The sequence below is a fragment of the Rhodococcus sp. PAMC28707 genome (assembly GCF_004795915.1).
Lineage (GTDB): Bacteria > Actinomycetota > Actinomycetes > Mycobacteriales > Mycobacteriaceae > Rhodococcoides.
In genome coordinates this window covers 4,260,116-4,284,149 of sequence record NZ_CP039253.1, presented here as the reverse complement: position 1 = coordinate 4,284,149, position 24,034 = coordinate 4,260,116, and the positions used below count along the sequence as shown (strand labels likewise).

The window sequence follows — 24,034 nt, the reverse complement described above, 5'->3', positions numbered from 1 at the left end:
GATAGAAGATGAGCTCATCTCCCCCAGCATCACCCGGCGACAACACAGATATGACGTCAGCCGGTTCTCCTTCAGCAGTGAAGAGTCGGCGGCAGCGCAGGGTTCGCCGCCGTGTGACAGGCGCAGTAGTACTCATGATGGGTCTCATCAGCGCGGGCTTTCTTGCGTCGGCTTTGACCCCCACCCCGCAGGTGGCGACGGCCGATCAGGATTCAGCCGCATTGATCCGCGAAGGTAAGCAGTTGTACGACACGTCCTGCGTCACCTGCCATGGAGTGAACCTGCAGGGTGTGCAGGACCGTGGACCCAGCCTGATCGGTGTCGGCGAAGCCGCTGTCTACTTCCAGGTCTCGACAGGTCGGATGCCTGCGGTTCGCAACGAAGCGCAGGCTGAACGCAAGCCGGCGAAGTTCGACGACAAGCAGATCGACGCACTGGGCGCATATGTCCAGGCGAACGGTGGCGGCCCCACCCTGCTTCTCGACAGCAACGGCGAAGTAGCGCAGTCTTCGCTTTCCGGCGGTGATATTGCCCGCGGCAGCGAGCTCTTCCGGCTCAACTGCGCGTCGTGCCACAACTTCACCGGTCAGGGCGGTGCTTTGTCCTCGGGCAAGTACGCACCTTCGCTCGGACCAGCTTCCGAGCAGGAGATCTACACGGCCATGGTCACGGGCCCGCAGAACATGCCTAAGTTCTCGGACCGTCAACTGACGCAAGAAGAAAAGATCGACATCATCTCTTACGTGAAGTCAGCGCAGGATACGACTGCGCCAGGTGGCTGGGGACTCGGCGGCTTCGGCCCGGGTACCGAGGCACTGGCAATCTGGATCATCGGAATCGGTGCCGTCGTCGGCGCAACGTTGTGGATCGGAGCGAGGTCATGAGTGACGGTGATTCCGGACGCGCGGACGCCGGGCAGACCGGCGGGAACAATGTGGACGTGAACAAGAAGTACACCGACGAGGAACTCGCCGGAATGACGCGTGACCAGCTGGTGACGCTGGGCACTAATCTCGACCACGTCGATGTTGCATTCCGTAGAGATCGTTGGGCAGTGCAGGGCACACGCGCCGAGAAGCGCGCTGAACGCAATGTTGCGTTCTGGTTCGCGCTTTCGGGCGTTTCTGCTGTCGCTTTTATCGCGATCTATCTGTTCTGGCCTTGGGAGTATGCCGGACTCGGCGAAGAGAGCTACTGGAAGTACACCCTCTATACCCCGCTGATCGGCCTGACCATGGGTCTCGCAATCCTCGGTGTAGGTGTCGGTGCTGTCCAGTTCACCAAGAAGTTCATTCCTGAAGAGGTTTCCATTCAGGATCGCCACGACGGATCCTCCTCCGAGGTGGACCGACAGACTGTCGTTGCCCAGCTGAGCGATTCGCTCGACACGTCGACCATCGGACGACGCAAGGTGATCAAGCGCTCGTTGTTCTTCGGCGGCGGCGCACTCGGAATCATGGCCATTCTTCCCCTCGGTGGCTTGGTCAAGAACCCGTGGGCCGAGGGTGACAAATCTCCTCTATGGGTCTCCGGCTGGACTCCGCGCTACCCTGGAGAAACGATCTACCTTCGGCGCGATACCGGTCGTCCCCATGACGTTGTTCTGGTCCGCCCAGAGGATATGGATGCCGGAGCCATGGAAACAGTATTTCCATTCCGCGAGGCCGACCGCGACGACGATCACGCCTTGCTCAAATCACTTCGTGGAATTCGCAACGCGACCATGCTTATCCGTCTCCGCTCTGAGGACACGGCCAAGGTCATCAAGCGCAAGAACCAGGAAAGCTTCAATTACGGCGACTACTTCGCCTACTCGAAGATCTGTACCCACCTGGGTTGCCCGACGTCGCTGTACGAGCAGCAGACCAATCGGATTCTGTGCCCGTGCCACCAGTCGCAGTTCGACGCGCTCGAGTACGCCAAGCCGATCTTCGGACCGGCTGCCCGCGCTCTGCCGCAGCTGCCTATCACCGTTAACGAAGAAGGTTTCCTAGTAGCGACCGGGGATTACATCGAAGCCCTCGGACCCGCCTTCTGGGAGCGTAGACCGGAGACTGATTCATGAGTCCTTCACTGCAAGCCCTCGCTGCGAAGCAGGCCGACGACGTAGACAGTCGTTACCACTTGGCACCTGGCATACGCCGACAGATCAACAAAGTCTTCCCGACTCACTGGTCATTCCTTCTCGGCGAGATCGCGCTCTACAGCTTCGTGATCCTGTTGATTTCAGGCACGTTCTTGACGTTGTTCTTCGACCCGTCGATGAGCGAGGTCGAGTACAACGGCATCTACGAACCGCTCCGTGGCGTCACGATGTCTCGGGCATACGAGACAGCGTTGAACATCTCGTTCGAGGTCCGCGGTGGTCTGTTCATGCGGCAGATTCACCACTGGGCAGCGCTGATGTTCGCTTGCTCGATCATCGTTCACATGCTGCGCATCTTCTTCACCGGTGCGTTCCGCCGGCCGCGTGAAGCCAACTGGGTCATCGGCTGCTTGCTTCTCATCCTGGCGATGTTCGAAGGCTTCTTCGGCTACACGCTTCCCGACGACCTGCTGTCCGGCACCGGCCTTCGTGCCGCGTTCTCCGGCATTTCGATGAGTGTTCCTGTCATCGGAACGTGGTTGCACTGGTTGGTGTTCGATGGCGACTTCCCGGGCACGATCATTATCCCGCGCTTGTACGTCGCGCACGTTCTGTTGCTACCCGCCATCATCTTGGCGCTGATCGCAGCTCACCTCGCGCTTGTCTGGTACCAGAAGCACACGCAGTTCCCCGGACCCGGCCGGACCGAGACAAACGTCGTCGGCGTCCGCATCTTGCCGGTCTTCGCCGTCAAGTCCGGTGCATTCTTCGCCGTCACGTTCGGTGTCCTTGCACTCATGGGTGGCCTCGTCCAGGTGAACCCGGTCTGGAATATCGGACCGTACAACCCGTCTCAGGTCTCTGCCGGCTCTCAGCCCGACTTCTACATGATGTGGACAGACGGCCTGGCTCGACTGTGGCCCGCGTGGGACATCTATATCGCAGGTCGCTACACGATTCCCGCAGTCTTCGCTGTCGCGCTGATCATGGGTCTGGTCTTCACGGTGATGATCATTTATCCGTGGATCGAGAAACGCCTCACGGGCGATCGGGCACATCACAACCTGCTTCAGCGCCCACGCGACGTGCCGGTCCGTACGGCGATCGGCGCAATGGTCCTGGCGTTCTACATAGTTTTGACCATCTCGTGTGTCAACGACATCATCGCGTACAAGTTCGACATTTCGCTCAACGCGATGACGTGGATCGGTCGAATCGGAATGTTGATTCTGCCTCCGATCGCTTACTTCGTGGCGTACCGGTTCTGCATCGGCCTGCAGCGCAGTGACCGCACGGTCCTCGATCACGGCATCGAAACCGGCATCATCAAGCGTCTGCCGCACGGCCAGTACGTCGAGGTTCACCAGCCACTCGGGCCGGTCGACAGCCACGGACACCCGATCCCGCTCGAATATCAGGGTGCAGCGATTCCGAAGAAGATGAACAAGCTCGGCTCTGCTGGAAAGCCAGGATCAGGTTCACTGTTCCGACCAGATCCGGTTGCTGAGAGCAAGGCTCTGGAAGAAGCTCTCCACCACGGCGAGGTCGAGCAGCTGAACATGCTGAAGAACTATCAGCTCCAGCTCAATGGTCATTCGAACGGCAATGGGACCAACGGCAACGGAACCAATGGTCATTCGAACGGTCATGCCAACGGCAACGGAAACGGCAACGGAAACGGTTCCGCAAAACATGCTGTAGATCGCGAAGACAGTGAGAGCGAGACCTAGAGGTTCTCGACGAACATAAAAAGGGCGGCACCCATCGGGTGTCGCCCTTTTTCGCGTCTCAGGCCCGAGTCGCATGTGGTGTCCGGTCCCGAAGTCCACCCAGGCTTACATCGGACACACCCCTCCCCTCCCCCGCCTGGCGCAGATCTATCTACAGACCCCGAAACATCGAGTTCCCACAAGTTATCGAGTTCTGAGAACCGCAACGCCGCACTCACCTGCCAGACCCTGCGGCGCTGCGATGTGCGCTAGGCAACGATGCAACTCCAGGAAGCTCTACCGTGCACCCGCCGTCGTCGCTCCCACTGCTCGAGGGACGGACTACGTATCCGAGTCTCCTCCACGCTGGACGTATTCAGTGCTCGACGTATTCAGTGACTTGGCAACCGTTCGGTCGAGCCAGTGACCAGAGCAGCCTCGACGTGGTCGATACCATTCCTCACGCTCCGGCCGTAGCCGTCGTCGGGCAGCACTCCCAGCCGACGCTTTGCCTCGTCCAAGTGCCGAGCGGCAGCGGCAAACGAACTGAGCCGGCGATAGTTATCGGCCGAACTGAGGTGCAGCGAGGGATAGAACCCTGCCACGCTCAACGAGCGCATGGTGCGCCTCGACTCGGTCGTCGGTCGACATGTCCGCGGCATCCAACGCGCGGATATCCCACGTCAGCGCCTCCGCGGCGTCCTCGCACAAGTCGGCCACATAGTGGCCGATCGTGCATCGATGCAATGGGTCACCGCTGGCACCGACGCGCTCCCATAGCGCGACTAGCCGATCGCGCTGCTCGACCACTCCCGCAGTCTGCATTGCCACGGCTGGGGCCGTCATCGTCTCATCCGGTCCAGTGTCGTGGCATGTGGTCTCTGTCATGGCAGAGAACCTAGCCAGGACCTCCGACAGAATCCCGGCCCCTCGGGCCAGCACACCTCCGGTCAACGTATATGCGGGTATCTACTTGCCGAATCGTGGGGATCGCTCGCCCTACCTCGAGACAGGACGGTAAGAACACCCCGGTCCGACGCCGCAGTGAGTGATTCCCGCAGACTTTGGCGTAGCGCGGCGCGGTTCATCAAGCCGGCGACTTTCGTACAACAGTGTTTCGCCGAGTGGGGGACGAGCCGCTGGGTGACGTCCCTCGACTCACCGAAACGACAATTCAGATTCGTCTTTGCGTCCATACAAAGCAAGGCGCCGACCGGCCCGGGTAGGGACGATCAGCGCCTTCGCTAAATCAACGAGACTGACTACATGCAGGTCAGTGCTTTTCTGGTCCGATGTGGTACTCGAATACCAGTCCGGCCGCTGCGGCCAGAACCAGTACGATGCCCAACGCCATCAGCCACGGAATGAAGAAGGCAAAGCCGACTGCCGTGACCGCTGCAGCGCCTGCAAGGCTGATCGGCCAGAAGCTACCGGGACTGAAGAAGCCCAGGTCGCCGGCGCCGTCGCTGATCTCTGCGTCGTCGAAGTCTTCTGGACGTGTGTCCAGGCGTCGAGCGACGAATCGGAAGTACGTACCGATGATGAGGGTCAGGCCGAACGACAGAGCAATTGCGGTGACACCTGCCCACTCGACGCCGGTTCGGGAGAACCCGGTGAATACCGCGTACACAATCCCGACGAGAAGGAAGAAGACAGTCAGGATCTCAAAGATCTTGGCTTCGATTTTCATATCAGCATTCTTCCTTGGTCAGTTGCCGTCAGCAACGGATTCAGACTTCTGCGTGCGGTCGGTAGTGAACGGGATGGTACTGGTGGAGACCGGTGACTGCCCGATTGCCTCCAGTGCCTGCGCGTTCGTCAAAGCCTTGCCGCCTTCGCTCTTCGGCTTACGCGATTCGATGTATTGCTGGAAGTCGTCCGGGGATACCGCACGAACTTCGAAGTTCATCATGGCGTGGTAGGTGCCGCACATTTCGGTGCATCGACCGACGAAGGAGCCTTCGCGTTCGATCTCCGAGATCTGGAAGACGTTATCGGAGTGGTTTTCCTTCGGGTTCGGCATCACGTCGCGCTTGAACAGGAACTCGGGGACCCAGAAGCCATGAATGACATCGGACGAGGCCAATACGAATTCGATACGCTTGCCGGTCGGAAGCACGAGAACAGGGATTTCGTCGCTGGTGCCGACTGTCTCGATCTTGTTGTAGTGCAGGTACGACAGATCCTGCGGGCTCACACCGTGGATGGCTCCCGGCACGATCGCGCCGTCCTCGCTGCCTTGAGCTTCGCCCTCGGGCGGGGAGGCTGCAGCTTCTGCGGCCGCCTGCGCCTCGAGGTCGGTGCCCTCGTACTTGACGACGCCGTCCTTGAGGTCGATGGTCTGGTATCCGAACTTCCAGTTCCACTGGAATGCGGTCACATCGACGGTGACGTCGGGATCCGACTGCTTGTCACCGACGTAGTTCTGCACGACCACGGTGAAGTAGAAGAGCACGGCGATGATGACGAACGGCACGGCTGTGTAGAACAGCTCCAATGGCACGTTGTACGCCGTCTGCCGAGGGAACTCCGGAGAGTCCTTCTTCTTACGGTGGAAGATGACCACCCAAAAGATCAATGCCCAGACGATGATGCCCATGACAAGCGCCGCGACCACGGACCAAGTCCACAATTCACGAATACGTGTGCTCTGTGGAGTGATGCCCGACGGAAAACCGAAGCGCAAGACTTCACTGTCGATGGAACACCCCGACAAGAGCACAGCGGCTAAGCCAAGAACTGTTGTCAGCCCGGCTCGCCGAAGGATCCGACTCTGCGCCACGTTCACGCCTTCCTGATCGCCCACCACTGAAGAATAAGGGCTTCCACATGGAGATGCCCTAGTACTACGCAGCGTAGACCAAAGCTGCCGCAAGACCACTGTTGGGTCACTTCCTTCGAGCGCGTCGCGTCTGCGGCATACTCGGACCGGGCGCTCGCCTTACGACTACCGACCCCCGTCGGGCGAGTGTCGGTTGATCCGATCCCTAATTGGAAAAGAGGTAGTGGACTCTGTGTGTGGACTACTAGGCCTGCTCACGTCGGCCGGCACGGACGACGCAGGAGTCGACCTCGTCGGTTCCGCCATGCATTGCATGCGTCACCGCGGGCCTGACGAACCTGGCACTTGGCACGACGAAGACGTAATTTTCGGATTCAACCGACTGTCGATCATCGATATCGAGCATTCGCATCAGCCACTTCGCTGGGGGCCCGCCGAAAATCCGACTCGCTATGCGATGACGTTCAACGGGGAGATCTACAACTACCTGGAACTACGTGAGGAGTTGACGCGCGAGCACGACGCTGTCTTCTTCACCGAGGGCGACGGCGAGTCGATCGTCGCAGCATTCCACTACTGGGGTCACGACGCGCTGCGCCGATTGCGCGGAATGTTCGCCTTCGCGATCTGGGACACCGAGACTCGCACGATGTTCCTGGCCAGAGATCCGTTCGGCATCAAGCCACTGTTCATCGCCACCGGGCCCGGCGGTACTGCCTTCGGGAGCGAGAAGAAGAGTCTTCTCGAACTTACCGATCTGATCGGTATCGGTACCGAACTCGACCCGCGAGCGATCCAGCACTACACCGTTCTCCAGTACGTTCCGGAGCCCGAGACTTTGCATCGAGAGATCCGGCGACTCGAATCGGGCTGCTCGGCTACCCTCTCCCCCGGCACACAGCCGAAGATCACTCGTTACTTCACTCCGAAGTTCCCGGTGAAGCCGTTCGTGGCCGGTTCGGAGACGGCGAGGTATCAAGAGATCACCGACGCACTCGAGGACTCCGTTGCCAAGCATATGCGCGCGGATGTCACGGTCGGCGCTTTCCTGTCCGGCGGGATCGACTCGACAGCGATCGCAGCATTGGCGATCCGCCACAATCCGAATCTGATCACCTTTACCACCGGATTCGAGCGCGACGGCTATTCCGAGGTAGATGTAGCCGCCGAGTCCGCTGCGGCGATCGGTGCCAAACACGTCGTGAAGGTCGTCGGACCGGAAGAGTTCGCATCGTCTATTCCCGAGATCGTCTGGTACCTCGACGATCCGGTGGCCGATCCTGCACTGGTGCCGCTCTACTTCGTGGCCAAGGAAGCCCGAAAGCATGTGAAGGTCGTACTCTCCGGTGAGGGCGCGGACGAATTGTTCGGCGGCTACACCATCTATCGAGAGCCACTGTCACTCAAGCCTTTCGAATATCTTCCACGCGGATTGCGTCGCGCCGCAGGAGCCCTCAGCGACAAGATCCCCGACGGTACGCGCGGCAAGAGTTTGCTTCATCGCGGATCCATGACGCTCGAGGATCGCTATTACGGGAATGCCCGAAGCTTCGGCGATGCTCAGCTCCGTGCAGTTCTGCGGGATTTCCGTCCGGAGTGGACCCACACCGATGTGACTGCGCCGATCTACGCGCAGAGTCGAGGATGGGATCCGGTTGCGCGTATGCAGCATTTGGATCTGTTCACTTGGCTACGTGGCGACATCCTGGTCAAGGCCGACAAGATCACGATGGCAAACTCGCTCGAACTGCGTGTCCCATTCCTGGACTCCGAGGTTTTTGCCGTCGCCGAGAGGTTGCCGCTCGATCAGAAGATCACCAAGGACACGACGAAGTACGCACTGCGCAAGTCGTTGGAAGGCATTGTCCCGGGGCATGTTCTCAACCGCGCCAAGCTGGGATTCCCCGTTCCGCTCCGGCATTGGCTTCGGGGTCCCGAATTGTTCGACTGGGCTCACCAACAGATCGCCGAGTCCGAGACGGATCACATCCTGAACAAGGCCGCGATCACCGCAATGCTGAACGAGCATCGCGACGGCAAGTCCGATCACAGCCGTCGATTGTGGACCGTTCTCATCTTCATGGTCTGGCACGGGATTTTCGTGGAGAAGCGCATCGTTCCGAAGATCAGTGAGCCGACCTACCCGGTCGAAATCTGATCCTTCCGGACACGGGTTCCGCTGGATTGCAGAAAGGGACCGCCACAACCGTGTGCACGGTTGTGGCGGTCCCTTTTGCTATCAAATGCCAAGCCTAGGCCGGGAGCAGCGCACCGATCTGTTCGGCCGCGGTAGCTCCGTAGGCGGAGCTCAGACGCTTGAGAGCGTCGTCTCGTACAAAAGTCCACTCTTGAGTGCCGGTGGTCTCGAGGACGAGGACCGCCACATAGGAGCCCAGCTGTGCGGCCCGCTCGACGGAAGCGCCGGCGAGATGTGCCATGAGGAAGCCGGCGCGGAAGCCGTCGCCCACTCCGGTCGGATCCACTTTGCTGGTCTCGGGAACCACATCCACGTGCGTGCGCACGCCGTCGGGAGTGACGATCTCGACGCCGGACTTGCCTAGCGTCGTGACCCGAATTCCGACCTTGGCCGCGATCTCCGTCTCGGACAGGCCCGACTTCTGGCGGAGCAGGCCCCACTCGTACTCGTTGGTGAAGAGGTATGCCGCACCCTCGATGAGATCGACCGCTTGCTCACCGGTCAGACGCGCGAGTTGCTGTGACGGATCTGCGGCGAAAGGAATGTTCAGCGTTCGGCACTGCTGAGTGTGGGCGATCATCGCGTCAGGATCGTTGGCGCCGACCAGTACCAGCTCCAGCGTTCGTCCTGCGGACAGCTCTTCGATCGAGATTTCGCGCGCTTCACTCATCGCACCCGGGTAGAACGACGCAATTTGAGCCATGTCCACGTCGGTGGTGCAGACGAAGCGCGCAGTGTGAGCCGTCGCCGACACGCGTACCGCGGTGCAATCGACTCCGTTGGACTCCAGCCAGGACCGATATTCACCGAAGTCCGGCCCGACAGCACCCACCAGGAGCGGGGATCCGCCCAACACACCCAGGGCGTAGGCAATGTTTCCGCCGACTCCACCTTTTCTGATGACCAGATCGTCGACGAGGAAGCTCAGCGAGATATTGGAGAGCTGGTCTGCAACCAACTGCTCGGCGAACTTGCCCGGAAACCGCATCAGATGGTCTGTGGCTATCGATCCCGATACCGCGAGAGTCACGTGCTTGAGCCTTTCGATGATGGTCGGAGCGAGGTCCATGCTCATGCGCGGCGCCCCGGAACTTGGTGCGAACACAACTCTGACCGGTACCCGCAAATGCAGTACCGGTCAGAGTTGGTGGTTCAGATCAGTTGAACGAATCGCCGCAGGCACATGAGCCCGTTGCGTTCGGATTGTCGATCGTGAAGCCCTGCTTCTCGATGGTGTCCACGAAGTCGATGGATGCACCCTCGACGTATGGAGCGCTCATCCGGTCGACAGCCAGCGTGACTCCGTTGAAGTCCACTGCGAGGTCGCCGTCGAGGCTGCGATCGTCGAAGAAGAGCTGATAGCGCAGGCCCGCACAGCCACCCGGCTGCACAGCAACGCGAAGCGCGAGGTCGTCGCGTCCTTCTTGGTCCAGCAGCGCCTTGGCCTTCGATGATGCAGCTTCAGTCATCGTGACCTTGTGCGTGATGGTTTCGTTCGAGACGGTCATGGGCTCTCCCTATCAGTCGTACTCAACCCGTGAACGACTCAACCGTACTCCGCGCACAGGTATTCCTCACAGCCCGCCGCGTAATGCTCCAGTACCTTGGTCGAACTGTTGCGCTGCGTTCGCGGCCAAAAGCTCGAGTTGTGGCCCGGCATCGGTCATCGCCTTGTCCACCGAACCGGCGAATTCGGCTACGGAATACGCCCGAGAAACACCTGCGGCCTCCCACTGTGCGGTCTCGAGAGCTATTTGACCTGCAAGGACTATCGTCGGCGCTCCGGATCGCGCGCCTGCGGATGCAAGTTCGGTGACGAGCTTGCCCCGAAGGGACTGACTATCGAACTTGCCTTCACCGGTGATGACGAGATCGACCGACTCCAGTAGATCGGTCTGGTCGGTGAGTTCGGCCACCACGGCCGCACCGGATTCCCGCCGCCCGCCCAGCGCAAACAGTGCCGCACCGATGCCTCCGGCAGCGCCCGCACCCGGCAGCTCGGCGACGTCGGCTCCAGCCTCACGTTCCAACATCGCGGCCCACTCGCTGTTGAGCTCTTCGAGAACATCGACCGTCGCAGCATCCGCGCCTTTCTGTGGCCCGAAGACGTGAGCTGCGCCGTGCTCGCCCAGTAGCGGGTTTTCGACGTCGGTGGCAGCGATCAGTTCGACCGACTGCAGTCGTGCGGCGGCATCGGCCAGTCCACCGAGTGCACGGACCATCCCCCGTCCGCCGTCCGTACAACTACTGCCGCCGAGACCGACGAACACCCTCTCGATGCCGTCGACACCCAGGGCAGCAACGATCAGTTGGCCGACGCCGTCGCTACTTGCCCGCAATGCACTGCGATTGGTCGGTGGACCATCGAGGAGGCTCGAGCCACACGCTTGTGCGGCTTCGATGAACGCTGTCCGGCCGTCGAGAAGCCACCGCGCCCTGACCCGTTTCCCGAGTGGTCCGTCCACGTCGAGTTCGCGCACTTCGCCGCTATTGACGGCCAACACGTTGACGAATCCCGGACCGCCGTCGGATTGTGGCGCCAACACGAGCTCGTCCCCCGGACGTCCGAGTCGCCAACCCCTGGCGATTGCGTCGGCCGCCTCGTTCGCACTCAGTGTATTTCCGAACGAATCAGGCGCAATCATCACTCGCATCGTCGAAAGTCTAGGTCGACAGTGGAGATGCGGCATGTCGAGACCGCCGAGCTCGAGAGTCCTTCGCGGACGTGGGTTGGTGTGGCCGATGTTCACCTATTCGCTTCCATCCCATAGCCTGGGTGGGTGAAGTTGCTACGCCGCGGGAACTCTGACAATTCGGACAAGCACGATTCGGCCTCGGTCGAGTCGGCAGCGACGGATGTGTCGCCGCCGAACGAGATCGTCGGCAAAGGTCGCCCCACGCCGAAACGGCGTGAGGCCGAAGCCCGGCGCCGCGGTCCGGTCGCGCCGCCGCCGATGACGAGCAAAGAGGCCCGCGAGCGTCGTAAGGCGAACAAGGGAACCAAAGTCGACCGCAAGAAGGCATCCGAGGAGCGCCGAGCATCCTCAGCCGACCGCCGCGCGCGGATGCTCGCCGGCGAGGACAAGTTCCTACTTCCGCGGGACAAGGGCCCTGTTCGGGCATACGCCCGTGATCTCGTGGATGCCCGCCGGAATCTGGTCGGTTTGTTCATGCCGCTCGCGCTTCTGTTGATCTTCGCGCTCTTCCTCGATCCGGCCGTTCAGGCGTATGTCACGCTGGCGATGTTCGTGATGATGCTGTTCATGGTCGGCGAGGGAATCTTCATCGGCCGCCAGATCAACAATCGCGTTCGCGCTCGCTTCCCCGACACCACCGACGGTGGATTCAAGCTCGGGTGGTACGCGTTCGTTCGTGCTTCGCAAATTCGCAAGATGCGTGCCCCTCAGCCACGCGTCAACCGCGGCGCAGCTGTCTGACGATATGACGCTGCCCAAGCGCACACTGCTGCTCGGTGGTGCGCGATCGGGCAAGTCCAGCCACGCAGAACACCTCGCGGCTACGACGGGACCGGTCAGATACGTGGCAACCGGCCGAAGGCGCCCCGGTGACGCCGATTGGGACGCGCGGATAGAAGAACATCGAGTTCGACGGCCGGCCACATGGACAACGGTGGAATCGACCATGAACCTGCCCCAGCTGATCGTCGACGGAACACCAGGAGTCACGCTCGTCGACGATCTCGGCACCTGGCTCACCCACACCATCGACGATCGGGCGGCCTGGGACAGCCCGCGCGGCACGATCGCGGCGGAGATCGACGCGCTCGTCGACGCCGTCGCGCAATGCACGGGCACTCTTTTGCTGGTCACTCCCGAGGTGGGGTTGTCCGTTGTCCCGCACACTCGGTCGGGCAGATTGTTCCAAGACGAGATCGGCGCGCTCAATTCCCGGCTCGCCGAGGTGTGCGACGACGTCGTACTCGTCGTTGCCGGCCTTCCCCTCACACTCAAGTGTGCCGGGGTTCCCCCTTTCCGAAAGGCTGAGCAGCAACCGTGACGTCCGAAACAACCGAGAACTCGACGCCGTTGCGCCCGGTCGCTCCGCCGTCGCCGCAGACCCGCTCTGCGGCGTCGGAACGACAGAAGTCGTTGACGAAGCCTGCCGGCAGTCTCGGTCGACTCGAAGAGATCGGTGAGTGGATTTCGGCGTGCCAAGATCAGTGTCCGCCCCATGCGCTGGTTCGACCCCGGGTAGTTGTGTTTGCCGGTGACCACGGTGTTGCGGCGCACGGGGTTTCGGCCTATCCCACCGAGGTGACCATTCAGATGGTGGCCAACATCGCGGCCGGTGGGGCTGCGGTCAATGCACTGGCCGCCGTGGCAGGCGCAACGGTCCGTGTCGTCGATATCGCTGTCGACTCGGATACGGACACCACGATCAGCCGATACAAGGTCCGACGGTCGAGCGGTTCGATCGATCGTGAGGATGCGTTGTCGGAGTCCGAGGTTCGGGCTGCGATCGACGCCGGTCGTGCGATCGCCGACGAGGAAATCGACAGCGGTGCCGACTTGCTGATCGCCGGTGACATGGGAATCGGAAATACCACTCCGGCAACGACATTGATCGCAGTACTCACCGACACCGAACCGGTGGCCGCAGTAGGTCGCGGCACTGGCGTCGACGACGCCGGTTGGATCCGCAAGACGGCAGCGATTCGTGATGCGATGCGGCGTGCCCGTCCGGTCGTGAAGGATTCCGTGGCCCTGCTTCGCGTTGCCGGTGGCGCGGATCTTGCCGCCATGGCCGGGTTTCTCGCCCAAGCTGCACACCGTCGGACGCCTGTCATTCTCGATGGGCTCGTCGTCACAGCTGCGGCGTTGGTTGCGGAGGAGTCGGCGCGAGGGGCACGTGAATGGTGGATCGCCGGCCATCGCTCGTCCGAACCCGCACACTCGATTGCCCTGCGCCACTTGCGAATCGAACCGCTTCTCGAGCTCGATATGCGACTCGGCGAGGGTTCGGGCGCTCTCACCGCCCTACCGTTGGTGCACGCGGCCATCGCCGCGCTGAAGGACATGTCGACCTTTGCAGATGCAGGTGTGAGTACCCGAGCCGCCAATCCCGAAGCGTCGTCCGAGGCCCGATAAGTGCATTCGATATGGGTGGGCCCTCGGCTGGCCCTGTCCTGGTTGACAGTCCTTCCAGTGCGGGGGCCGCACCACATCGATCGGGATGCTGCCCGCAAAGCCATGTCGGCGGCGCCTGTCGTCGGACTGCTGCTCGGGGCGTTTGCGGCAGGCGCTTCGTGGTGTGCGGACGCACTCTCGCTCAGCGGACTGCTCGGCGGACTGCTCGTCGTCGGCGCGCTTGCCCTGCTGACACGCGGCATGCATATCGACGGCCTTGCCGACACGGCAGACGGTCTCGGTTGCTACGGCCCTCCTGAACGAGCTCGTGAAGTCATGCAGAGTGGAAGCGCCGGGCCGTTCGGGGTCGCTGCGCTCGTCCTCACCCTCGCAATTCAGGCCACCGGCTTCGGCCTGTTGGCGGAGCAGCAGGCTTTCTCCTCGATAGTGCTTGCCGTCGCAGTAGGTCGTGTCGCTGTCGTGCTCGCGTGCAGACGTGGGACGCTTCCAGCCGTCGACCACGGGTTCGGCGCACTCGTCGCCGGCACCCAAGGCCGCATGGTGGTCGGTCTCTGGTGTGCCGTAGCGCTTGTCGCAGCGGCCGGCTGCGTGGACGGTCGCTGGTGGCAAGGCCCCGCCGTCGTCGCGACAGTGTTGGCGATCGGCGTAGTTCTTGTGCGCCACTGTGTCCGACGGTTCGGTGGCCTCAGCGGCGACGTACTGGGCGCAGCTCTGGAAATCACCACCACCATGACCGTGGTGGGTTTGCTGATCGGATCCTGAACTCAGCCGAGCTTGGTCATCCACCCATGAGTGTCGGCGAAGGTGCCGCGCTGAATGCCCGTCAAGGTATCGCGCAGGGCGAGAGTGATGTTGCCCGGTTCGCCGTCGGCGATCGTGAACTCACCGTCCGCTGATTTGACGCTGCCGACAGGAGTGATGACTGCCGCGGTTCCGCATGCGAACACCTCGGTGATGTCGCCGGACTCCGCCTTTTTCTGCCACTCTTCGGTCGAGATCCGCCGCTCCTCCACCGGGATTCCGGAGTCGGTCGCCAACGCCAGGAGCGAATCGCGGGTAATTCCAGGGAGCAGCGACCCGGACAGCGAGGGCGTGACCAAACGGGCGTCGGAACCGGAGCCGAAGACGAAGAACAGGTTCATACCACCCATTTCCTCGACGAAGCGACGCTCGATCGCGTCCAGCCAGACAACCTGGTCACAGCCTTGATCGCTGGCCTGCGCCTGCGCAAGCAGCGATGCCGCGTAGTTGCCGGCAAATTTCGCCGCTCCGGTACCACCGGGAGCGGCGCGTACGTATTCGGTCGACAGCCACACGCTGACCGGTTTGACACCACGAGGGAAGTACGCGCCGGCAGGAGAGGCAATGAGCATGTACCGGTACGCGTCCGCCGGCCGGACACCGAGCCCCGCTTCGGTGGAGAACATGAACGGGCGAAGGTAGAGGGCGTCCTCGCCACCGGCCGCCGGGATCCACTCGCGATCAACGGCAAGCATCTCCTCGATCGAGGAGATGAACAGCTCACTGGGAAGCTCAGGCATCGCCAACCGCCTGGCCGAGGATTTGAATCGCTCGGCGTTGGCATCGACGCGGAACGAGGAGAGATCCCCGTTGGGCTGACGGTAGATTTTCAACCCTTCGAAAATCGCCTGCCCGTAGTGCAGAACCATCGCAGCAGGATCCAACTCGATCGGCCCGTACGGCGCGATGGTCGCGCCGTACCAGCCCTTCTCCGAGGTGTAGTCGATCACTGCCATGTGGTCGGTGAAGAACTTCCCGAACCCGGGTGCAGCCAATACTGCTTCTCTGACCTCCGAAGGAGCCGGAGAAGGATGCTGCACACGCGTGAATTCGGGAAAGCCTGTCATGCAGTGAGCTTATCGAACGCGTCGAAGCCCGCTCACTTGGTGTTCGCTGCAACGAAAGGCGGGGCGACGATCTCACATCGCAGCGCCCGGCCACGGACATCGACCTCGACGATGTCACCCGGCGCCACCCCCGCTGTGGCGTCTATCAGTGCAAGCGCAATTCCTACCCCGAGCGTGGGCGAGAACGTCCCTGACGTCGTGACGCCGACCACGCCGCCGTCCACCACGACGTTCTGTTCCTGCCGTAGTACCCCGCGGTCGAGAGCCCTGACGCCACGGAGCACTCGCGCCGGACCCGCCGCCTTTTCTGCAAGCAGCGCGTCCCTGCCCCAGAATCGGTCCTTCTTCCATCCGATAGCCCAACCACATCGGGCTTGGAGCGGCGAGATGTCCAGCGAGAGCTCATGACCGTGGAGTGGATAACCCATCTCGGTACGAAGGGTATCTCGCGCACCGAGGCCTGCTACCTGGCCGTCGGAAAGCTTCACGACGTCGACGAGGGTACGGAACAGCGCCTCGGCGTCGTTCCACGAGCAGACCAGTTCGTATCCGTGCTCACCGGTGTAACCCGTGCGGCACACCCGCACCGGCACCTCGTTGCCTTCGGCTTCGGACCACTGCGCGTCGACGAAAGCCATGTACTCCAAATCCGCTGGGAGACCCAACTGCTCGACCACAGCTCGAGAATCAGGCCCCTGCACCGCGAACACGCCGAAATCACGATGCTGGTCGCGAACGACGACGCCTTCGGGAGCCTCGGCGGTCAACGCGGCAACGACCGCCGCCGTGTTTGCGGCGTTCGGAATCAGGAAGACCTCCTCGGGCGAGACGAAGTAGGCGATCAAATCATCCACCACTCCCCCGGACCTGTTGCAGCACAACGTGTATTGCGCCTTCCCAGGACCCACCCGGGTGAGGTCGTTGGTCAGCGTGGAATTGACGAAGTCCGCCGCACCGGGTCCTTCGACCAACGCCTTCCCGAGATGACTGACGTCGAAGACGCCGACGGAGGCACGGACTGCCTTGTGCTCCGCTACGACACCGACGTAGGAGACGGGCATCTCCCATCCACCGAAAGGCGCGAACGTCGCTCCCAGTTCGACGTGGACGGCGTGTACGGGTCCGCGAGCAAGTTCTTCTGCACTCATAGCGGCCAACGCTAGCGGACGGCTGCCCGTCTGGCCCGAGTCACTACGATCGTGTACGACCGAGAACAATCAATCCTTCAGGAGCTGCCACGTGCCATCGACTTCACCCCGCACTCTCGGACCCGAGCTGGTGCTGGCCGGCCGCCTCGGGAAAGATTTCGACGTTCTCGTCGTCGCACTCAGTACAAGTGAAGACGGACTGGAACTCGTCATCACCGACGACATCTCCGGAGATGCGCTCGCCGCCGAGTTGCTCGATGCCTTCGAGGCTGTCGGTGCAACAGGCAAAGCTGACGAGATCACCCGCATTCCCGCCCCTGCAGCGCTGGACGTGACGAGTGTCCTCGCAGTCGGGCTGGGCAAGTCGGCCGACATCGACACCGAACGCATTCGCCGGTCCGCCGGAACTGCAGCTCGCGCGCTGTCTGGAACCGCGATCGCGGCGACGACGCTCTCTGCCCTCGACTTGGGCGCCGCGGCAGAAGGTTTCTTTCTCGGTGCCTACACCTTCACCGAGTTCAGATCCGCACTGTCGGCACCTGCTCCGGAAGCCGGACCCCTCGGGCGCGTCGAACTGCTCGTAGCCGACCCACGCGCCCGTGAGGCCAAGGACGAGCTGACCCGTTCGGTTGCCATTGCCGAAGCCGTCGCGATCGCCCGCGACTTCGTGAACACCCCACCCAGCCACCTGTACCCGGAGGAGTTCGCCGCACGCGCCAAGGCACTGGGCACCGATGTCGGACTGAGTGTCGAAATTCTCGACGACAAGGCCTTGGAGAAAGGCGGCTACGGCGGAATCCACGGCGTCGGCAAGGGCTCCTCACGTCTGCCCAGGCTGGTGCGTCTGACGCACTCCGGTGGTAGACGGAAGTCCAAAAAGGTGGCGTTGGTCGGAAAGGGAATCACCTTCGACACCGGCGGCATCTCGATCAAGCCCGCGGCCGGCATGGAAAACATGACCTCCGACATGGCCGGTGCGGCAGCCGTGATCGCGACCGTGATTCTCGCTGCCAAGGTGGGTCTCGAACTCGACGTCGTCGCCACGGTTCCCATGGCGGAGAACATGCCGTCCGGCACTGCACAACGGCCGGGCGACGTACTGACGCAGTACGGCGGCATCACGGTCGAGGTCATCAACACCGACGCCGAAGGAAGACTGGTACTCGCCGACGCCATCGTGCGTGCATGCGAAGACGATCCCGACTACCTGATCGATACCGCAACGCTGACGGGTGCGCAGGTCGTCGCACTTGGTAACCGGACGCCGGGAGTCATGGGCACCGACGAGTTCCGCGACCGCGTCGCCGCGATTTCACAGGCCGTGGGCGAGGACGCTTGGGCCATGCCTCTCCCAGGTGAGATTCGACGCGAGTTGGACTCGCGAGTCGCCGACCTCGCCAACGTCACCAACGGACGCGCGGGCGGGATGCTGGCCGCGGCATTGTTCCTGAAGGAGTTCGTCGCAGACGGCGTTCAGTGGGCGCACATCGACGTCGCTGGTCCGGCATTCAACACCGGAGGCCCTTTCGGCTATATCGGCAAGGGCGGAACCGGAGTGCCGGTCCGCACGATGTTCGCCGTTCTCGAAGATATCGCCGAGAACGGTTAGACGCGTCCCACTTGTGAATGATTCGAGTGCGTCCGGGGGGGCGCTCGGATCATCCACCGCTATTCGGTAGCCCTGCGCTCGATAATTTTCTGTCGAGCATCGTGATCTCGCATCCGCTGGGGATAGCCCGTCTTTCGGACGTCGTAGACGGGGATCTTCAGGTCGGGTCCAAGCTTTCTGATGTGTTTCTCATCCACGACGCGCCGTGTCCACTCACCATCGTTTGCCACCAGAACGACAGTGACAGGAGTCACTGTCGTCTTCGGCTCCACGAATGCCTCGACGCCGATTCTCGCCGTCGTCCAATCCGCGAGATACTGCGCTACCGACCCCTCTCGGGGGCCTCTACCTTTGCCACTGCGTCGCGTGAGGCGACTGAACAAGCTCACTGAACCACTCCTGTCTTGGGTGCGTGAAGATCGACCTTCGTGTTCGCACAAGCCTTGTTACTCATGAGTTTGCCAGTGCGAGGGCGGCCCCTCGGGGAACGTGGGAACTCCAAGGATGGAAGGATGAAGATAGAGGGTTCAACTCTCTCGTTGTAGAGAACGATTTCCGGTCTCGTCGAAAGGGCGTCTACGTGTCTGCAGTAAAAGTCCGTGGATCGTGGAAAGACGTTTTCTTCGATTCGGCGCGGACACAGACAGCGCCGAAGATCGCAATTAACGCAAGTATCGTCCGCGAACCTTGCAACGCCAGCACAATGGTCTACGACCACAAGTCGTAAGAACCAAATTACCCGCACACAACTGTCGAGGAGTCAACAGACATGGCCTTCTCCGTCCAGATGCCAGCTCTTGGTGAGAGCGTCACCGAGGGAACTGTCACCAGGTGGCTCAAACAGGAGGGCGACACCGTCGAGGTCGACGAGCCGTTGCTCGAAGTGTCGACCGACAAGGTCGACACCGAAATCCCGTCCCCCGCTGCTGGTGTTCTGACGAAGATCGTGGCACAGGAAGACGACACCGTCGAAATCGGCGCCGAGCTCGCTCAGATCGGCGAAGCCGGCGAGGCTTCCGGGTCTTCCTCCGAGCCTGAGCCCGCTGCCGAAGAGCCCGCCGCCGAACCTGTGGCTGCTGCAGAACCGGAGCCGCAGGCCGAGGAAGAAGCACCGGCACAGAGCGCTCCGGCCGCGAGCTCCGACTCCAGCTCTTCAGGTACCCCGATCAACATGCCTGAGCTGGGCGAGTCGGTCACCGAGGGCACTGTCACGCGCTGGCTGAAGGCCGTAGGCGACGAGGTCGCCGTGGACGAGCCACTCCTGGAGGTGTCCACCGACAAGGTCGATACCGAGATTCCCTCCCCGGTGGCGGGAACACTCCTCGAGATCAGCGCCGAAGAAGACGACACCGTCGAAATCGGCGGCCAGTTGGCCGTAATCGGCTCGGGCGCCCCTGCTGCCAAGGCTCCGGAGCCGGCGCAGCCTGCTCCCAAGCAGGAAGCTCCCAAGCAGGAAGCTCCCAAGCAGGAAGCTCCCAAGCAGGAAGCTCCCAAGCAGGAAGCTCCCAAGCAAGAGGCACCCAAGCAGGAAGCTCCCAAGCAAGAGGCACCCAAGCAAGAGGCACCCAAGCAAGAAGCTGCGAAGGCTCCCTCCTCAGACGCATCCCCCTACGTCACGCCTCTGGTTCGTAAGCTCGCAACGGACAACGACGTGGACTTGTCAACGGTCAAGGGCACCGGCGTCGGTGGACGGGTCCGTAAGCAGGACGTCCTTGCAGCCGCCGAGGCGAAGAAGGCTCCGGCAGCTCCCGCTGCTGCTCCGGCAGCCGAGTCGAAGCCTGCCGCACCGGCTACCGCCGGAGTGCGACCGGAACTGGCGCATCTCCGCGGAACCACGCAGAAAATGAACCGCATTCGCCAGATCACGGCGAAGAAGACGCGCGAGTCTCTTCAGTCCTCTGCGCAGCTGACTCAGACTTTCGAGGTCGATGTCACCCGGGTAGCAGGTCTGCGTGCCAAGGCCAAGGCCAAGTTCCAGGAGAACGAGGGCGTCAATCTGACGTACCTGCCGTTCTTCGCGAAGGCGGTCGTCGAGGCTCTCAAGGCTCACCCGAATGTCAACGCCAGCATCAACGAAGAAGCCAAGGAGATCACTTATCACTCCGAGGTTCACCTCGGTATCGCTGTGGACACCGAGCAGGGCTTGCTGTCCCCTGTCATCCACAACGCGGGCGATCTCTCCTTGGCTGGTCTTGCCCGGGCGATCAACGACATAGCCACTCGCGCTCGATCCGGTGGCCTTAAGCCCGACGAGTTGTCCGGTGGCACGTTCACGATCACCAACATCGGCAGTCAGGGCGCGTTGTTCGATACCCCGATCCTGGTACCGCCACAGGCAGCCATGCTCGGCACGGGCGCGATCGTCAAGCGTCCCGTCGTGGTCAAGGACGACGCGGGCAACGAGTCCATCGGTGTCCGGTCGATGTGCTACCTGCCGCTGACCTATGACCATCGGCTGGTCGACGGCGCGGACGCAGGCCGTTTCCTGAGCACCATCAAGCAGCGGCTCGAGATCGCATCGTTCGAAGCAGACCTAGGTCTCTAGAGCGGTTCGAAAGCCGAGCAGTCTGTACTGTGGATTGCAGGTGAGCCAAGGTTCAGCGCTCGGCCGATCCTCGAATCACGGGGAACCGAACTAACAGTGTCGGGGCATCATCCGCTTGGCGGATGATGCCCCGATTCTGTCGAGGAGGCTTTCGAATTCATGCGTGTAGTCATTGCTGGTTCTTCCGGATTGATCGGTACCGCGCTGGTCGCCTCGTTGCGAGGCAAGGGGCACGAGGTTGCCAGGTTGGTTCGTCGAGCACCTGCCGGTCCGGACGAGTTCGAGTGGGACCCGCCGCAGGGCTCGTTGAACGAACGCGCCTTGCGTGGTGCAGACGCTGTGGTCAATCTTTGTGGGGTAGGCATCGGAGACAAGCGATGGTCGGGCGCCTACAAGCAGAAGGTGCGCGACAGCCGGATAGCTCCCACCGAGGTGCTGGCGGAGAACTGCGCAAAGTTTCAGGTTCCGACACTGGTCAATGCGAGCGGGATCAACTTCTACGGCGATACCGGCGACCGGGTGGTCGACGAAACGGCACCCGTCGGCGAGGGGTTTCTCGCAGAAGTGTGTCGAGACTGGGAGAACGCGACTTCGGCCGCTACGGTCGGCGGAGTCCGCACCATCATGTTGCGCAGTGGCGTCGTCTTGTCGCAACGCGGCGGAATGCTGGACAAGCTGAGACCTCTCTACTTGATGGCACTCGGTGGACGCCTCGGCAACGGCCGACAGTACTTTCCCTGGATCTCACTCGAGGACGAGATCGCGGCGACAATCCATGGCATCGAGAACGAGTCGGTATCGGGTCCGGTCAACATGGTCGGTCCTGCGCCCGTCACCAACGCTCAGTTCAACAGCGCCATGGCCCGCGCACTGCATAGGCCTGCGCCCTGGGCTGTACCGGGATTCGCGTTGAAAGCGGTCATCGGCGAATTTGCCCAGGAAGCAATTCTGACCGGACCTCGAGCTATCCCGAAGGTGTTGGAAGACACCGGATTCGTTTTTGCGCACAACACGATCGGCGAGGCACTGCGAGTAGCTGTCGGTCGCTGACTCGGCGTAGCGTGCCTGGCATGACAAACGCGGGAATCTCCGCACGGGAGAGTTCGGATCCGGTCGACGTCCGAAGACTCGGTCGCATCGACTACCTGGAGGCGTGGGCACGTCAGCGCGAACTCGCCGACATGCGTGCCGAGGGGCGGGGGCTCGACACGCTACTTGTGCTCGAGCATCCGCCTGTATTCACTGCCGGCAGGCGTACGGCGCCCGAGGACCGTCCGCGCGACGGCGCGCCTGTCATCGAGGTCGATCGCGGCGGCAAGATCACCTGGCACGGTCCGGGACAGCTCGTCGGATACCCGATCATTCGCCTCGCACAGCCCATCGACGTCGTGAAGTATGTCCGCCGAATCGAAGAAGCACTGATTTCCGTATGCACCGAGATGGGTATCAATTGTGGCCGAATCGACGGCCGCTCCGGTGTGTGGTTGGCCGCGGGACACAGTGTCGCCGACGACTCGAATGACGGGCCGTGGTTGCCGGAGCGGAAGATCGCAGCCATAGGCGTACGGGTTCAGCGAGGTGTGACTCTGCACGGTTTCTCACTCAACTGCAATGCGTCCATGGCCGGCTTCGACGCGATCGTGCCCTGTGGAATCGCCGACGCGGGTGTGACCTCATTGTCCGCGGAACTCGGACGAGATGTCACTGTCGAGGAGGTCGAACCCGCCGTAACCCTGGCCGTCCTGGCTGCTCTGGACGGCGGATTGCCGGTGACCGAACACGACGTCGTACGCCCCTTACTGGAGCCGGTCACCAGTAGCCCGCACTTCACCACTACGAAGTTCGGCGCGTAGCATCGACCGTGTGACTGTGGCTTCAGAAACACCCTCGAACTCTGCGCGGTCCCTCGGGTCATCCCCCGACACTTCGCTCACCTCCAGCACTCCACTCGCCCCACCCGGACGCAAATTGCTTCGCCTCGAAATCCGAAACGCGGAGACACCGATCGAACGCAAGCCCAACTGGATCAAGACCAAGGCCAAGATGGGCCCGGAATACACCGAACTCAAGAGTTTGGTCAAGCGCGAGGGTCTGCACACCGTCTGTGAAGAGGCCGGCTGCCCCAACATCTACGAGTGCTGGGAAGACCGTGAGGCGACGTTCCTCATCGGCGGTGAACAGTGCACTCGCCGTTGCGATTTCTGCCAGATCGATACCGGCAAGCCCGAAGATCTCGACCGCGACGAGCCCCGTCGAGTCGCCGAAAGCGTTCAGGCCATGGGCCTGCGCTACTCGACGATCACCGGAGTGGCGCGCGACGACCTCGAAGACGGCGGTGCTTGGCTGTACGCCGAAACCGTCCGCTACATCAAGAAGTTGAACCCCAACACCGGCGTCGAATTGTTGATTCCCGACTTCAATGCCAAGCCCGATCAGTTGGCCGAGGTCTTCTCTTCGCGACCGGAAGTTCTTGCGCACAATGTCGAAACGGTTCCACGTATCTTCAAGCGAATCCGCCCAGCTTTCCGCTACCAGCGGTCCATGGACGTCATCACTGCAGCTCGAGACGACGGCCTGGTAACCAAGTCCAACTTGATCCTCGGTATGGGCGAGACGCCGGAAGAGGTACAGGAGGCTATTCGCGACCTGCACGAGGCAGGCTGCGACATTCTCACCATTACCCAGTACCTGCGCCCGTCGCCGCGCCACCACCCCGTGGAGCGGTGGGTCAAGCCCGAAGAGTTCGTCGAGCATTCCGATTACGCCACCGAGGTCGGCTTCGCCGGGGTTCTGGCGGGGCCGTTGGTCCGCTCTTCGTACCGGGCAGGGCGGCTGTACGCGCAAGCGATGCAGCATCACGGTCGCGCACTCCCCGAGAGCATGAGTCACTTGGTGGACGGCGGCGAAGCTTCTCAGGAGGCAAGTTCGTTGATTGCTCGTCTCGCTGCGCGGTAGGCATCGAACCGGCTAGCGATGCACGTG

The 24,034-nt window shown here is 62.0% G+C and carries 22 protein-coding genes; 13 read left to right on the top strand and 9 right to left on the bottom strand.

What is annotated here, in order from left to right; genetic code table 11:
• Positions 1 to 50 precede the first annotated feature (50 nt).
• Genes E5720_RS19510 through E5720_RS19500 form a run of 3 tightly spaced genes read left to right on the top strand, consistent with a single transcriptional unit; the run spans position 51 to position 3,816 of the window.
• A complete protein-coding gene (locus E5720_RS19510; protein WP_247596360.1) occupies positions 51 to 884 on the top strand; it encodes a cytochrome c in 834 nt (277 codons plus the stop codon).
• Positions 881 to 2,065, top strand: coding sequence for a ubiquinol-cytochrome c reductase iron-sulfur subunit (locus E5720_RS19505; protein WP_136171996.1), 1,185 nt, complete (start codon positions 881 to 883; stop codon positions 2,063 to 2,065). The genes E5720_RS19510 and E5720_RS19505 overlap by 4 nt, the downstream gene beginning before the upstream one ends.
• Positions 2,062 to 3,816, top strand: coding sequence for a cytochrome bc complex cytochrome b subunit (locus E5720_RS19500; RefSeq protein WP_136171995.1), 1,755 nt, complete (start codon positions 2,062 to 2,064; stop codon positions 3,814 to 3,816). Before E5720_RS19505 ends, E5720_RS19500 begins: the two co-directional genes overlap by 4 nt.
• Positions 3,817 to 4,356: 540 nt before the next feature.
• Here E5720_RS19500 and E5720_RS22365 read toward each other — a convergent pair.
• From E5720_RS22365 to E5720_RS19485, 3 genes are all read right to left on the bottom strand, one after another.
• Entirely contained in the window at positions 4,357 to 4,683 is a 327-nt protein-coding gene (locus tag E5720_RS22365; RefSeq protein WP_348769838.1) for a hypothetical protein, read from the bottom strand.
• 385 nt (positions 4,684 to 5,068) lie between these two features.
• On the bottom strand, positions 5,069 to 5,485 hold the full coding sequence (locus E5720_RS19490; protein ID WP_084346647.1) for a cytochrome c oxidase subunit 4: 417 nt from the start codon (positions 5,483 to 5,485) through the stop codon (positions 5,069 to 5,071).
• Between the two features lie 18 nt (positions 5,486 to 5,503).
• Positions 5,504 to 6,583, bottom strand: a complete 1,080-nt coding sequence (locus E5720_RS19485; RefSeq protein WP_136172829.1) for a cytochrome c oxidase subunit II — start codon at positions 6,581 to 6,583, stop codon at positions 5,504 to 5,506.
• 226 nt (positions 6,584 to 6,809) lie between these two features.
• Between E5720_RS19485 and asnB the strand changes: the two genes are divergently transcribed.
• On the top strand, positions 6,810 to 8,735 hold the full coding sequence (asnB, locus tag E5720_RS19480) for an asparagine synthase (glutamine-hydrolyzing) (RefSeq protein WP_136172828.1): 1,926 nt from the start codon (positions 6,810 to 6,812) through the stop codon (positions 8,733 to 8,735).
• Between the two features lie 94 nt (positions 8,736 to 8,829).
• Here the strand turns inward: asnB and E5720_RS19475 are convergent, their stop codons facing one another.
• From E5720_RS19475 to E5720_RS19465, 3 genes are all read right to left on the bottom strand, one after another.
• The gene (locus E5720_RS19475) at positions 8,830 to 9,804 is read right to left on the bottom strand and encodes a carbohydrate kinase family protein (protein WP_136172827.1); all 975 of its coding nucleotides are present in this window, start codon (positions 9,802 to 9,804) and stop codon (positions 8,830 to 8,832) included.
• A gap of 127 nt (positions 9,805 to 9,931) precedes the next feature.
• Complete coding sequence (locus E5720_RS19470) at positions 9,932 to 10,282, bottom strand: iron-sulfur cluster assembly accessory protein (protein WP_084346648.1); 351 nt, start codon at positions 10,280 to 10,282, stop codon at positions 9,932 to 9,934.
• Between the two features lie 66 nt (positions 10,283 to 10,348).
• Positions 10,349 to 11,428 (bottom strand): glycerate kinase, encoded by a 1,080-nt coding sequence (locus E5720_RS19465; RefSeq protein WP_136171994.1) that lies wholly within the window; start codon positions 11,426 to 11,428, stop codon positions 10,349 to 10,351.
• Positions 11,429 to 11,554: 126 nt separating this feature from the next.
• Here E5720_RS19465 and E5720_RS19460 point away from each other — a divergent pair, with 126 nt between their 5' ends.
• The 4 genes from E5720_RS19460 to E5720_RS19445 are packed head-to-tail and all read left to right on the top strand — an operon-like array spanning position 11,555 to position 14,644.
• On the top strand, positions 11,555 to 12,211 hold the full coding sequence (locus E5720_RS19460; protein ID WP_136171993.1) for a DUF3043 domain-containing protein: 657 nt from the start codon (positions 11,555 to 11,557) through the stop codon (positions 12,209 to 12,211).
• A gap of 4 nt (positions 12,212 to 12,215) precedes the next feature.
• The gene (gene cobU, locus E5720_RS19455) at positions 12,216 to 12,791 is read left to right on the top strand and encodes a bifunctional adenosylcobinamide kinase/adenosylcobinamide-phosphate guanylyltransferase (RefSeq protein WP_136171992.1); all 576 of its coding nucleotides are present in this window, start codon (positions 12,216 to 12,218) and stop codon (positions 12,789 to 12,791) included.
• Positions 12,792 to 12,820: 29 nt separating this feature from the next.
• The gene (gene cobT / locus E5720_RS19450; protein WP_247596359.1) at positions 12,821 to 13,882 is read left to right on the top strand and encodes a nicotinate-nucleotide--dimethylbenzimidazole phosphoribosyltransferase; all 1,062 of its coding nucleotides are present in this window, start codon (positions 12,821 to 12,823) and stop codon (positions 13,880 to 13,882) included.
• Positions 13,883 to 13,939: 57 nt separating this feature from the next.
• Entirely contained in the window at positions 13,940 to 14,644 is a 705-nt protein-coding gene (locus E5720_RS19445) for an adenosylcobinamide-GDP ribazoletransferase (RefSeq protein ID WP_247596059.1), read from the top strand.
• 2 nt (positions 14,645 to 14,646) lie between these two features.
• On the opposite strand, the gene E5720_RS19440 is transcribed toward E5720_RS19445, so the two are convergent.
• The gene (locus tag E5720_RS19440) at positions 14,647 to 15,750 is read right to left on the bottom strand and encodes a branched-chain amino acid aminotransferase (RefSeq protein ID WP_136171990.1); all 1,104 of its coding nucleotides are present in this window, start codon (positions 15,748 to 15,750) and stop codon (positions 14,647 to 14,649) included.
• A 32-nt stretch (positions 15,751 to 15,782) separates the two neighbouring features.
• Entirely contained in the window at positions 15,783 to 16,898 is a 1,116-nt protein-coding gene (gcvT, locus tag E5720_RS19435) for a glycine cleavage system aminomethyltransferase GcvT (RefSeq protein ID WP_136171989.1), read from the bottom strand.
• A gap of 91 nt (positions 16,899 to 16,989) precedes the next feature.
• Between gcvT and E5720_RS19430 the strand changes: the two genes are divergently transcribed.
• Entirely contained in the window at positions 16,990 to 18,507 is a 1,518-nt protein-coding gene (locus E5720_RS19430; RefSeq protein ID WP_136171988.1) for a leucyl aminopeptidase, read from the top strand.
• A 59-nt stretch (positions 18,508 to 18,566) separates the two neighbouring features.
• On the opposite strand, the gene E5720_RS19425 is transcribed toward E5720_RS19430, so the two are convergent.
• Positions 18,567 to 18,896, bottom strand: a complete 330-nt coding sequence (locus tag E5720_RS19425; protein ID WP_136171987.1) for an oxidoreductase — start codon at positions 18,894 to 18,896, stop codon at positions 18,567 to 18,569.
• A gap of 380 nt (positions 18,897 to 19,276) precedes the next feature.
• On the opposite strand from E5720_RS19425, the gene sucB reads away from it, so the two are divergent.
• The 4 genes from sucB (at position 19,277) to lipA (ending at position 24,007) form a co-directional block, all read left to right on the top strand.
• On the top strand, positions 19,277 to 21,052 hold the full coding sequence (gene sucB, locus E5720_RS19420; RefSeq protein WP_136171986.1) for a 2-oxoglutarate dehydrogenase, E2 component, dihydrolipoamide succinyltransferase: 1,776 nt from the start codon (positions 19,277 to 19,279) through the stop codon (positions 21,050 to 21,052).
• A gap of 159 nt (positions 21,053 to 21,211) precedes the next feature.
• Positions 21,212 to 22,102 carry a TIGR01777 family oxidoreductase gene (locus E5720_RS19415; protein ID WP_136171985.1) on the top strand — a complete coding sequence of 297 codons (891 nt, stop codon included), beginning with the start codon at positions 21,212 to 21,214 and terminating at the stop codon, positions 22,100 to 22,102.
• Positions 22,103 to 22,122: 20 nt separating this feature from the next.
• Positions 22,123 to 22,905: a lipoyl(octanoyl) transferase LipB gene (lipB, locus tag E5720_RS19410; protein WP_136171984.1), complete on the top strand. Its 783-nt coding sequence runs from the start codon at positions 22,123 to 22,125 to the stop codon at positions 22,903 to 22,905.
• Positions 22,906 to 23,020: 115 nt separating this feature from the next.
• Entirely contained in the window at positions 23,021 to 24,007 is a 987-nt protein-coding gene (gene lipA / locus E5720_RS19405) for a lipoyl synthase (RefSeq protein WP_136172825.1), read from the top strand.
• The last annotated feature ends 27 nt before the right edge of the window (positions 24,008 to 24,034 follow it).